The sequence below is a fragment of the Elusimicrobiota bacterium genome (genome assembly GCA_041658405.1).
In the GTDB taxonomy this organism is placed as follows: Bacteria; Elusimicrobiota; UBA5214; order JBBAAG01; family JBBAAG01; genus JBBAAG01.
Map to the genome: position 1 here is coordinate 35,531 of JBBAAG010000013.1, position 11,600 is coordinate 47,130.

Annotated in this window: 9 protein-coding genes; all 9 read right to left on the reverse strand. The window is 41.9% G+C overall.

From position 1 onward, the window contains the following. Positions 1–109 precede the first annotated feature (109 nt). Positions 110–2,791, reverse strand: a complete 2,682-nt coding sequence (locus WC955_04105; GenBank protein MFA5858228.1) for an amidase domain-containing protein — start codon at positions 2,789–2,791, stop codon at positions 110–112. After that, on the reverse strand, positions 2,788–4,170 hold the full coding sequence (locus WC955_04110; protein MFA5858229.1) for a sigma-54 dependent transcriptional regulator: 1,383 nt from the start codon (positions 4,168–4,170) through the stop codon (positions 2,788–2,790). Before WC955_04110 ends, WC955_04105 begins: the two co-directional genes overlap by 4 nt. Positions 4,171–4,194: 24 nt before the next feature. Further along, a complete protein-coding gene (locus WC955_04115) occupies positions 4,195–5,307 on the reverse strand; it encodes a hypothetical protein (GenBank protein MFA5858230.1) in 1,113 nt (370 codons plus the stop codon). A gap of 147 nt (positions 5,308–5,454) precedes the next feature. Next, a complete protein-coding gene (gene ychF / locus WC955_04120) occupies positions 5,455–6,528 on the reverse strand; it encodes a redox-regulated ATPase YchF (protein ID MFA5858231.1) in 1,074 nt (357 codons plus the stop codon). A gap of 30 nt (positions 6,529–6,558) precedes the next feature. Then, on the reverse strand, positions 6,559–7,674 hold the full coding sequence (gene proB / locus WC955_04125; GenBank protein MFA5858232.1) for a glutamate 5-kinase: 1,116 nt from the start codon (positions 7,672–7,674) through the stop codon (positions 6,559–6,561). Between the two features lie 112 nt (positions 7,675–7,786). Continuing rightward, positions 7,787–9,691 carry an exo-alpha-sialidase gene (locus WC955_04130; GenBank protein ID MFA5858233.1) on the reverse strand — a complete coding sequence of 635 codons (1,905 nt, stop codon included), beginning with the start codon at positions 9,689–9,691 and terminating at the stop codon, positions 7,787–7,789. Positions 9,692–9,775: 84 nt separating this feature from the next. Further along, on the reverse strand, positions 9,776–10,144 hold the full coding sequence (locus tag WC955_04135; GenBank protein MFA5858234.1) for a DUF86 domain-containing protein: 369 nt from the start codon (positions 10,142–10,144) through the stop codon (positions 9,776–9,778). Then, positions 10,141–10,434, reverse strand: coding sequence for a nucleotidyltransferase family protein (locus WC955_04140; GenBank protein MFA5858235.1), 294 nt, complete (start codon positions 10,432–10,434; stop codon positions 10,141–10,143). The genes WC955_04135 and WC955_04140 overlap by 4 nt, the downstream gene beginning before the upstream one ends. Positions 10,435–10,834: 400 nt before the next feature. Further along, the coding region (locus WC955_04145; GenBank protein MFA5858236.1) for an ABC transporter ATP-binding protein at positions 10,835–11,600 on the reverse strand (766 nt) is incomplete at its 5' end.

Below are 11,600 nucleotides of genomic sequence, written 5' to 3' on the forward strand. Positions count from 1 at the left end.
TGGTTAGTTTATGCTGTCTTTGTATTCTACAAAACATTAATGTGGGAAAGTAAATATGTTTACACATTTGTGTGAATGTCTGTGCTTACCAAGAACTGCTGGTTTATCTCTATTTTGCAACAACAATTGTGCCGGTAACTATTTTTTCATTGTATAAATAACGATAAACGTAAACACCATTTTCTACAGGTGAACCTTCATCATCAGTGCCATCCCAAACTTCAGTTGAAACCATATTTCTAACCTTCTGGCCTTTGATATTGTATATTACAACAATCTCATCCGTGCTTACCGCACCCTGGGCTGATTTAACTGCCTGGCTTAACCCTGAAAAATATGCACGATCATTTTTCCCGTCATTATCTGGAGTGATAATCCGTTCTTTCGGGCGAAAAGTTTCTGCGGTATTGACCGCACCCGTATCGTTTACACTGAAAATACCGAATAAACTAAAATGGTTTACCTTAACCGATACAGTCTTGTCTTCTTTATTAACCATTCCACCGATGTAACGCCACTCAAAACCGTCATACCAAAAAACACGCAGAGTGTCTTCATTAACACCCGAAGGTATACTGTGATAAATAAACGTCAACTCTACCGGGCTGTCAAACAACTGCCCATCCGGCCCAAGGTCGTACGCAACATAAGGCGATATCTGACCTGAAGACAGGTACGGGAACCCCACTGCTTTTGGAACATCACGAGTATTTGCAACATTTTTTGCTGCAACAGAAATCGTTACCGGAATTTTCAATACATTTGCCGGGACAATAACTTTAGTATTCCCGTCTTTATCATCACCGTCACTTACACACACAATCCCGCCGCTAACCGGTACAGTTTTTTCCAGGACTGATACAACAGCTATCGAACTTGTTGATAATAACAGCTGCTGGCCTGAAGTATTCCCTAACCTAACACGGTAATCAATACTTTGTGTCCCCGGAGTTATATCCACACCTTTGATAATAGCTTCATATCTAAGGCTTATCTCCGTAGATACCAATTCCGCTTCCTTATAATGTTCCCAGTCTCCGTTGATACAGTACTCCAGTTTTTTTATGGGGAGATCAATAATATCTTTAATCACAACCCCGACTTCAAGATCTTTTAATACAGTTTCCACAGCGCTTCCCGGAGGAATAATGCTTACCGTAGGCAACGGTACGCTTGTGTACTTAAAAACAAATAACGTTGACGCGCCTGACCAGTTATACGCAATATCCTGAGTCCTCAGGCGAAGATAATATTCTAAATCAGGGACTACAGTATTCGCCGCTACATACGCGCCGGTGGAAACCGTTACAATTATTCCGGGATCCGCAGTGCTTGACGTACCGAAGTAAACACTATACCCGTTAATACCGCTTTCAGTATCCACCGCACCGGACCATTCAAAATACGGTAAGTCAGTTACCGCCTGCCATTGCCCGTTAGGGATCTCCGTACTTTTATCCACTCCACCCCATGAACGGCATTGCGTAGGATTACCCGGAGGTGTAATATCCGTGGTATCCGTTGATGGCGGCATACCAATATATGACAATGTATCCTGACTCTGCACAACACTGATTATTGTTTGTATATACCTATACCCGCTCTTCGTTGCGGATAAAACATAAGCACCTGCTGGAATTGAAGTGAAAACAAAATTCCCGGAGTTATCCGTTACAGTCTGAGAACTGATCCCGGTACCTTGTATACTCACATTAACATTTGGTATCTTTGTCCCGGTGGAAACATTACCCGTTGCAGCGTCATACACGTACCCTAATAACCTTGTGGGTATCACAGGATTAACTTTTACCGTAAAACTTACTGTATTATCCTCAGGGCCGCCTTGCCCGTTGTCACTGAACCACACAGGCGTTGTTGCATCGTATACCAGATTAACGTATTCTGTATAAGTAGTTGAAGTACTAACCACCGGTGCGCGAAGGATAAACGTGAACCTCCCCGTAGAACCTGACACTGTAGTTGCATCTACACCGGTTAAACGGCTGGAACTTATCCAATCAGCAGAATTATAGAACGCGCTCACACGGTTTTTTGTTTGTGTAGTCCCTAACCTCAGGGTAGAACCTGACCAGGTTGATGTACCATCGTTACGGTATTCAATATACCCAGTAGCAACCTCACCTGATTTCAGTGTTGACGGCACACTTTTCCCCGTATAAACAGCTTTGTATTGATAAACCACATCCGGGACTTTATGTAACCAATGATAATACTGATGTGAAGTATCCGTGAGATAAGTATAAGGTTTATTCCAGACACTAGACGAATGCGCAGCTACGCCAACCTTCGCTCCGCTTGAACTGTTGGTGCTAACCACAAGAGTTGCGTGAGTACCGTCCCACCATCCTGTAGCATCGGCATATACCAAAACATCTCCTACTGCAATATTTGCAGGGGGAGCTTTTTTTATGGCAACCCCGCCGTCTTCCCACCCGAAACTTTGCGGAAGGCAACTCATCAATCTCGACGCACCGATTTCCTCTTTTCCACAGGGATACCCTCTGCAATTACCGGCCTTAAGCACAGGATGCCCGCCGGCTAATAAGCATTGAGAAACAAAATCCGCGCAATCGCCGTTATGCGAGGTATACCCGCAATACGAACCCCAGCATGACCATGGCGAGCATGCGTCATACGCGCCAGCACAGGTATGGTTACACGTATCCCACCACTGGTTAGCGTATTTATACGCCGCAGCCGGGCTGTATACTGCGTATGAATGCGTTGCTACACAAAAAAAAGTTATGCACGTAACCACGAACTTTTTCATAGATCAATATTCAACGCCTTAAGTTTATTGTACAACGTCCTGCGGCTAACCCCCAGTTTTTCCGCTGCTTTCTGTTTATTATTATTAACTGACTTTAGTACGTCAAGAATCATCTGGCGCTCAACTTCATCCGACGCATACTTACTTGCGTTACGCAGGTTGGCATTATTCTCATCCACCCGAACATGTGTCTTCACAAAAGTGTCCAAACTCGCGGGGATACGCACGCTTATCTGTAAATGCTGAGGCGTTACTTCGCTCTCCGCCATTAACACTCCACGTTTTATAACGTTCCGGAGTTCACGTATGTTTCCGGGCCAGGTATAACTTTGCAAACTTTCAATTGCCAGCGGTGATAATGTTATGTTCTTAACAAACTCCTTATTAGCTTCATCCACAAAGTATTGCGCAAATATCGGGATATCCTCTTTCCTGTCACGTAACGGCGGGATTTTGATGACAAACTCCGTGATACGGTAATACAAATCTTCACGGAAGAAGCCTTTTTTTACAGCGTCTTCCAGTATAACATTTGTCGCAGTAACTACGCGGACATCCACATCAATTGCTTGTTTCCCCCCGAGATGCTGGATCTTGCGTTCCTGTAATACACGTAATAGCTTTGCTTGTGTCGGTAACGGCAGGTTGCCGATTTCATCAAGGAAAAGTGTCCCTCCATTTGCAAGTTCAAACTGCCCGAGTTTACGCCTGTCCGCTCCCGTAAACGCGCCTTTCTCATACCCAAAAAGTTCGCTCTCAACCAGCGTATCCGGCAACGATCCGCAGTCCACTGCAACAAACGGGCGGTCTTTCCTTGGGCTGTACTGATGTATAAGATGCGATATAACTTCTTTCCCTGTCCCGCTTTCTCCTTGAAGCACAATAGTGAGGTTGGTATTCGCCACTTCCTTTACCTGCTGAAGAACAGTTTTCATTACCATACTTTCCCCAAGCACTATCTGGCGTTGATGCTTATCCTGCACCTGCTGGCGGAGAGCTTCCATCTCGCGGTTCATTTTCTGCGCTTTCAAAGCTTTATCAATAACCATGATAAGTTCTTCATTATCAAACGGTTTATTGAGGTAGTCATATACACCGAGTTTCATTGCCTGTACCGCTGACTTAACATCGCCATGGGCGGTAAGGATTACTATTTGAATGGTATCATCATGTTTTTTTATACGTTCCGCTACCTGCATACCGGACATATCCGGTAATTTGAGGTCCTGTAATACAAGGTCAGGAATATGTTCATTCAGGCGGTCAAGCGCAGCCTGGCCGTTTGGCGCACGGAAAACATTATGCCCCTGGTCTTTTAATATCTCAAGCAGTATCAAAGCTAACGTATTATCATCTTCAACTACCATAATGTTCGCCATGTTTTTTACAACTCCTTAACTCTTCTACTTATTCCTTTTTTCATCTTCCTTTTTCAATGTTTGACGGTAAAGATTAGCGGTACGGCGTGAAATCCGTATCCCAAATTTATCAAACATTCTACGCGTAAGTTCTATGTCCGTGATACCCCACCGGCTGTCCTCCAATATTTGCCGCGCAAGTAATTGTTTGCGCTGTCGCGGGTGCGGAAAAAAATCTTTCAGCGGTACTTCATCACCCCACGGGGTATCAACACTCCGCCCGTTGATCGTACGGCAAATAATACTGGTACTTAAACCCAAATCTTCCGCGAGGTTGCGCTGCGTATATGGCTGGAGTTCATCATAATTGCGTGAAGATAAAAAATTGTGCTGTACTTCTATTATCCTTTGAATTATACGGTAAAGATTATCCTTTCTGCAGTTGATAAGTTCAAGGTTACGCACAAACTGTTTTAACCGTTTAGCTTCCTCGGGAGTTAGCACCCCAATTTTTTTTGCAGCTTCAAGCTGCGCATAGTCTATCTTATACTTCCCGCGGATATATCGTGTTGAGAAAAAACCGATATTATACTGCCCGGGTACCACGCCTTCCTCAATCGAAGCAACTTTGTTATATCTAACCTCCGGCGCTGAAGGTAAAGACGAAGGATGAAAAAATTCGGAATGAATCGAAATTTCGTCAATAACAGTACTAATTTTTTTTACTTTATCTACCTCGATACCGAGTTCGGCCGCTATTTCGTCATAGTTGAGCATGCTGTGGTTATACAAAAAGTACTTCTTAAACTTTTCAATTCCCAGTACCTGTATCAATTTAACAACTTCATCTTTTGAGGATAGTACGGTTTCGACATCTACATTTTCAGCGTCTGAACTAATTTCTTCCTTGAACTCAAAATACGCTTTTGCCATCTGTGTCCCGGGTAAACGTTCAAACGTTATCGGCGGTTTTGATTTAGTATCGGCGGGTTTAACTAATTTCTGGAAAATACTATCATTTTCGGTTGTACGTACAAGTTTGGAAAATTCATCTTCTGTAAGATCCAGCATACCGGAGAGTTCGGCTGCTAGCAACATTTTTGCCATTGGCAAAACATCAAGCCGTTGTACAAGTTTTCCATGTTGCCTGTCTATCATAACAACCTATCAAACCCCTTGTTTCTGTGAGAATATAAACCCCAAAACAGTGTAAACATTATTTTACATTTTGGAAGACAGGGTGTCAATGCGTATTTACATATTAATCAGTGTGTAAACCTATTTGCAAATACAGGGGAGAATGTTTCAATTAAACAGTATCTTTATTACATCGCCTTCTTTAACAATATAAGTCTTCCCTTCCGCGCGGATCATACCTTTCTCGCGTAAAGATTTCTCACTGCCTTCACTCATCAACTGGCTATACGCATAAACTTCAGCACGGATGAAACCTTTCGCCATATCAGTATGAATTTTACCCGCGGCATCCACTGCCTGTGTCCCTACGGGGATTAGCCACGCACGGATTTCAGTACCTACCACCGTAAAGAAAGTTACAAGCTTTAACAACTCTTTTCCTGCAGTAACCACGCGGTCAATCCCGGAGGTTTTATCAACCCCGAGTTCCGCACGAAAACTTTCTTGTTCCGCAGGATCAAGTTCCGCGAGTTCAAGTTCAAGTTTGACATTAACCGCCACTATTACGTTAGCACCTGGATATTTTTGTTTTATCTCGACTTCCAACTTTTTGGCAGTATCGTTGTCTTCCACGTTTAAGATATAGAACACAGGTTTTAGTGTCAATAAATTATGCGGCTGCATTAATGGCAACAACTCTTCCGTTGCAGTCCGCGCGGTATTCCCCGCAGCGAGCCATTCCCGTACTTTCTCAAGCCCTTCCTGTTCCTCCCGTGCCTGCGCATTACCTGCTTTTGCTAGCCCATGAATTTTTTCACGCCGGCGGTCTATGAGTTCAAGGTCGGATAGTACAAGTTCAGTGTCCACCACCGCAATTTCTTCCACCGGGCTGACCTTCCCCAGGACGTTGACTACGGACTCTGTTGCGAACCCGCGGAGTACCTGAGCTAAAGCGTCAACTTCACGGATATGCGCCAAAAACTTATTCCCCAACCCCTCTCCTTTACTTGCGCCTTTCACCAAGCCCGCGATATCGACAAACTCAATCACCGCGCTTGTGGTTTTATCGGGTTGAAACATTTGTTTTAGTGTATCAAGCCGCGGGTCAGGGACATTGATTATCCCGACATTAGGCTCAATTGTGGTGAACGGAAAATTTTCGGCGGGTACATTCGCGTGAGTAAGAACATTAAACAATGACGACTTCCCAACGTTTGGCAGGCCAATAATACCGAGTTTCATATTTTTATTTTTTTCTCCCTCAATGTTTTATTAAATAATTACCAGGTTATCACGGTGAACCGCTTCATCGTAATGCTTATAACCCAACACCTTTATTATCTCCGCTGATTTTAAGCGTTTAATCTTTTGCAGTTCCGTAGAGGTATAGTTCACCAGCCCGCGGGCAAGTTCTACCCCGTCTTCCGAGGTAATACTTACCATATCACCGATCTCAAACTCTCCCTCAACACCTGTAATCCCTGCGGGTAACAAGCTTTTGTTTGACTCGCGTACCGCACGGACTGCTCCGGGATCGAGCACAATTTTTCCCTGGGAATGCATACCAAACGCAATCCAGCGTTCCCGCGCTGACATCCCGCCGGTAGCAGCCGGGATAAACCGCGTACCTATGCGCTCACCTGCAATAATTTTTTGTAAATTCCCTGTGATAGTACCGTTTGCGATGCTAAGCGTTATCCCTGCAGTAGTAACAATCTTTGCAGCATTAATTTTTGTGCGCATCCCGCCGATACCGTACTGGCTGCTCCCGTGGTTACAGGAAAGTTTTTCTATAGTTTCGTCGATAGTGCATACTTCAGGAATAAGCTGCCCTTTTTGTTTTTGCCCGTAGTCAGTGTATAACCCGTCAACATTGGTTAGGATGATTAGATGTTCCGCATCAATTTTTGTGGCAACTATGGCGGCAAGGGTATCGTTATCCCCGAACTTGATTTCATCAACTGCGATCGTATCATTTTCATTGATGATAGGTATCACCCCGGTGTTCAACAATGTAGTCAACGTATTCCTCGCATTGAGATACCTCCCCCGGTCTTCCATATCCTGGCGGGTAAGCAGTACCTGTGCGGCAGTAATACCGTGTTTCTCAAACTCAGTGATATACACGTGCATCAACCGTGCCTGCCCAACTGCCGCAGCGGCTTGTTTTTCCATCAACGATAACTCTTTACGTTTTTTTCCTTGCGCGAATATGTCGCAACCCGCGCTGATCGCGCCGGAGGAAACAAGAATGACTTCAGTACCTTTTGACATACACACCGCAATGTCTGAGCATAATTGCCCGATTTTTGCGTTGGCAATTTTCCCTTCCGCGTCGGTAAGGATTCCCGTCCCGGCTTTTACCACGATCCGTTGTTTGTTACTCATAAAATTTCCTTAGTAGTTATTGTTACCGTCGAAATCATTATACATTCCACCGGGTTAATTTTCAAGGTTAAAGTAGGCCAATTCCCGAAATCCCCTCCCCGAATACTTATTTTTATTTACATACAGCTACTTTACCGGTTTTTACTACTTTACCATCAATCTTCAATTGGTAAATATATATGCCACTTGCAACTTCGTTATAATTATTGTTTGTCAAATCCCAGGTTATCTTATATTCTCCACCATTGTTTAAAACTTTTATTAGTTCCCCGGAAATATCATAAATGCTTATGTCACAATTCTTAACATTCATATTGTCGAATACTACCCCGTGGTATGTATCACTGTTTTTTTTTACAGGATTGGGATACACCTTAATATTATCCAGTGGTTGTGCTATAAAGGCGCCCACACTCCAGTCCGACCACTCAGTAAAATACCCGGCTTCTGTCATCGCACTTGTCCTGCAGTACCACGTACTGCCTGGTTCAAGGTCACTACCATGTAAATTCGCTGCATCTTTTATTACGTCAAGTTTCAGATTGTCTAAAGTATTTTTTGCAATTTGTATGTGAAAAGCTATAAACCTGCTTTCTTCATCGTATATATTTCCTCTATCAAAAGTAAAATCCATTGTCCTTAAATCTGTATATACTTTATCCAAATATGGCGTACTTGGTTTGCCAGTAGGTGAACTAGGATCGTATTTTTTGTAGTATACATTATCTGTAGTATTGTTTGTATCAAACCACATTATATGTATTACATCACCGACTGTTAATATAGAATTAAATCCCGCATAAACATTGTGGTAAGTTATTCTTTTAGGTTCTGGCCAGTTGATTACATCAGCACTACTTGTAAAATACACCTGATAATAATTATCATTGCGATAATCGGTTATACCAAGTTGTATACCTTTATCATTTCTATCAGGTTGGAAGAAAAATTCTGATATATAACCATCTTTTACGGTAATTTGAATGAAATCACTCCAGCTTAGTCCATCTTCACTTTTTAAACAATATATTTCTCTCGGATATATCTTATTATCCGCATAATTCTTATTACTATTAACGAACACTACAAGGTTATTTTTATAATCAATAACTCCGGCTAGTTTATTACGCATATAAAATGAAGTGTTTGTTGTAATTAGTATATCTGATGACATATTATTCGTTTTTGAATCATAGAATTTATAAATAATATTTGATGTATTATTCCTAAAATCATCCCAAAATACGTACAATTTGTTATCACAAACCAGGCTCTTAATTTTTACTACCTCATTAGACCAATTAACCAGATTCGCACATGATGTACTTAATACTATCGGTTCATTCCATGTAAAACCATTATCTGCACTGGATGTAACATATATTTGATAACTACCCGTCGGACTGTCTAGATATATCACAAACAAATGATTGTCGTACTCTATCATATTCATATATCCGGTGTTTGTGTTACTATTTGACATATTCCTTCGCTGCGACCATTCGTCTCCGTCTTTACTGTTTAAATAAAACACTTGATTTACACCGTTTTCGATATCTGATGTAAGTAAATGTAGGTATCCGTTGTAGTATTTAAATTCATAACTCGTATCCGTATATTTCCCAATTTTGAAACTGATAATATTAGCCGTTGACCATGTTTTCCCATTATCCCGAGATCTTGTATATAAAACATCCCAAGGTTGGTTAATATCATCCCAATACGTAGCATGTATTGTACCCGAACCATCATATACCATTCTACCTGCTTGTGTTTGTGATTCAGTGTTTGTGGTAGCGTCATGATTAGATATTGATTGGTCGATCGTCCAACCCAACGGAATTCTATCATCTCTTACTAATTCGTTTTGTGATACTTGAATACTTTTTCTAAATATTCCTTGTTGTTGAATAAAAAACGGTTCATTACTTGATACCCATGTTTCACAAATAAGTTGTTCATTATTTAACCCTAAAAACAGAACATTTAGTACTATAACTTTCCAAAATGTTTTCATAATAGCGTAGTTATTGTTACCGTCGAAATCATTATACATTCCACCGGGTTAATTTTCAAGGTTAAAGTAGGTCAATTCCCGAGGTTATTTTGCACTATACTCGTTACTAAAAAGTTTCTCGATTTGAGGTTTTAGTTTTGGGATGTCGTCTTTTGCTGTATCAAAAACTATTTTATAATCTGTTCCAAAATAAAAGTGTACGACTCGTATTCGCATCCCTATTATGTCAGCCCAGGGAATGTCGGGATATTTGGTTTTCCATTCGGGTTTATGTTCAAGTATTTTATTTGCAGCTTCGCCGATGTTTACAATAGACATCTCAACTGCTTTCATTTTTTCTTTGTTACCACAAAACTGTTCGTAAGAAACGTTTTTCATAAACTGGTCTATATCCCTTATTTCGTTTAGAATGTCTTGCACAAAATCCCGGGTTTCGCGTTTGTTGTTGATCATATATAAATGACCTCAGCAAGTATTTGTTGCCCGATAAACGGTTTTAATCCGCTTTTGTGTACCAGGTCGACTTTGTTTCCGATAAGTTCGCTGAGGTGCCTCTCAAGACCGCCGTACGTAATTAACCCAACGGAACCGGAGAAGTCTACCAGTATGTCTACGTCGCTGTCCGCTCTTTGGTCCCCGCGGACGTAACTGCCGAATACGCCAATAGTTTTTACCTTAAACTTTTCTTGCAGTTCGGCCTTGTGCGTTGTAATAACGGTTTTAATTTCGTCTAATGTTTTCATTGCTCCGGTTTCCTTTTTATCAATATTACACTATTTATAACCAACACGCGAATTATTACACTATTCTATATAAACTCAAGCGTCGAGGTCAAGTTTTTGTTGCCGGCCCTCTGCATACTCAGTTTTACCCGCAAATAGATTTGTTGAAACCACAGAATTTGGATTAAACGGATTATATTTTTTCATATATCACCCCTCTTTTTCCATATATTGTCTATAGTTAAGGCTGATTTCTTATATATTCCCTTATAGTGTAAAAAAATCTGTTGTTTTGACCCACCCTTAACATTCAATAATGACCCGGCCTGTAGTTATTGTTACCGTCGAAATCATTATACATTCCACCGGGTTAATTTTCAAGGTTAAAGCGGGCCAATTCTCGATGATGTTTTGCAATTAGTTATTTCTTGTGATGCCGTTCATGCTGGAAATGCGTATGTTCATGCACATGTTCTTCGTTGTTATGCCGGTGTATATGCCGGTGGAGAAGGTTATTCGTTAACAACAACTCGTGGTTGTTAAGAATTTCTTCGCTGTTACCCTCCGCAACAATAGTTTTGTTTTCATTAAGGACAACAACCCGTGAGGCTAGTTCATCCGCTGTGTGAAGGTCATGCGTTGCAACGAGTAATGTCGTACCGTTTTTGTTTAGCCCATAAAGTATGTCGATCAGCTCGCCTGCACTGCGCGGGTCAAGCCCGGCGGTGGGTTCGTCCAATAGTATTACTTCGGGTTCCATCGCGAGGATTGTAGCCAGCGCTACCCTTTTTTTTTCGCCGTAACTAAGATTCTGCGGAATCTTATCTTCAACACTTTTCATCCGTACTGTCTCCAATGCGCGGGTAACCGCGGAGTCAACCTTTTGATCGTCCCACCCGAGGTTCAACGGCCCGAATGCTATGTCTTCCCGTACGGTAGGGGAGAACAACTGGTCATCCGGGTTTTGGAATACCAAATTCATTTTTGACCGTATCACCCGCATATTGTTTTTGAGTACCGGTATATCAAATACTGAGGCGGTACCGCTGAATTCAATGATACCCATTAACGCCAGTAGTAATGTAGACTTACCCGTACCGTTAGCACCGATAAGCGTTACTACCTCGCCATTCCTAACGGTGAGGTTTATATCATTCAACCCGATTGTACCGTCAGGGTATTTGTAT